The organism is Spirochaetota bacterium (assembly GCA_025061835.1).
Lineage (GTDB): Bacteria > Spirochaetota > Brevinematia > DTOW01 > DTOW01 > SKYB106.
Genome location: JANXAC010000046.1, coordinates 1 through 1,492 on the forward strand (window position 1 = coordinate 1; position 1,492 = coordinate 1,492).

1 protein-coding gene is annotated in these 1,492 nt (G+C 35.1%); it reads left to right on the forward strand.

Annotated elements, in window-relative coordinates:
- The first annotated feature begins 363 nt into the window (after positions 1 to 363).
- Complete coding sequence (locus NZ579_08180; protein ID MCS7299913.1) at positions 364 to 1,356, forward strand: hypothetical protein; 993 nt, start codon at positions 364 to 366, stop codon at positions 1,354 to 1,356.
- Positions 1,357 to 1,492 lie beyond the last annotated feature (136 nt).

Genomic DNA, 1,492 nt, shown 5'->3' on the forward strand with positions numbered 1-1,492 from the left:
TAAGGGATTGAAACCTTTTCTTCAGGTACCTTTTATGTTCGTCATCAATTACTATACCCGCATAAGCATAATCCTTTTGTATAAACAGATCAAGTATTCTGTCCATGTGTCTATAATCATATCCATAATCCTTTTTTGCAAACAGATCGTTTATTTCATCCATATCTCTGTCCATACAAACCACCTCTTCCTAATGAAGTATATTAGTATACATCTACATAAGTCAACAGTTATGGTGATTTAACAAGGATAGCTAGTTTTTTTAGATTTGCTCTAATATTGACAGCACTTTTTACCAAACTTGCATACGAACTCCAGTCTGATGAAAATTGATAAGTTGAGATAAACTATTGAAAGTGTTATATGTCAATATTTATGATACTCTATATGGCTATTAGGATAGAGAATCTTAACTCTCAGGAAGCTGATTATTTTCTCTCGCCTAGAGTTTTAACTAAAGTTTTCTCTAGGCTGGACTTTCTAGCGAATGCGGCTAGCAACGTTCCGACTTTTCTTGTTAACAAAGCAACGATTAATAAAATTCCTGCTCCAAGAGTTATTGATGAAAATAGACTTCGTAATATGATGAAAAGGAAAGAAAGACTTGATGAAGAAGAACTTGATAAGCTAATAGAAGATTCTCTTAGATCACCAGAAAACGAGTTAATTGTTGACCTAATAGGCGTTTATCTTTCTGGTCCTCCTAACTCGGATTCTACTGGGGAGGGTTCCTCTGAGGATTCTATCACGGATTCAGTGTTCAAAAGACTGACTTATCCCTGCATACTTATATGTCCTGAAAAGATAGTTGATATATCCAACTCGCCCGAGTATGGTGTTTTTAGGGAACTAGAAGTGTCAAATGGTGTTGATTTGAAGGAAGTGTTATTTTCCAAAGTTTATTATCACGAACTAGGACACGGTTATTTAAGATACGGAAGCAAACAGCGTTGGGAAGGTAAGACTTTCGAAATAGTAGAGGAATCCTACTGTAATGCTGTAGCTTTTGAGAGGTTTAGGGAATCTTCGGAGTTATCAATAGTTTCTTTTTTCATTTCGCGACAACCACTGGAATACAGGGGCTATACTGTTTTCGTATATAATAAGAGTTTTAATTGGATGTCTGTTTTAGATCCAGAAATTTTTAGAAGACTCTTTCCAAAAATATATAGAAGACCCTTTTGGGATTTGGAAGATGTAATTTACTACTATAGACGATATGGTATATATCCCTTCCTTACATATGACCTTATAAGAGGGTTCAGAAAAGTTTGGAACGATAGTGACTCAAAGGGTTTTTTAAGAGACTTGGGAAGAGAGATACTGAGCGAGGTTATTATGTCTTTGGCTCTATAAGGTCTGTAAAACAGAGAATACAGAGAACTCTTTCAGTTAGTTTAGATGATATCAGCTATTTTTATATCTTGGGAGCTAAGAAGTAGGTAAGAAGAAAAGAAGCTAGGGCAAGGATACTTGAAATAACATGTATTAC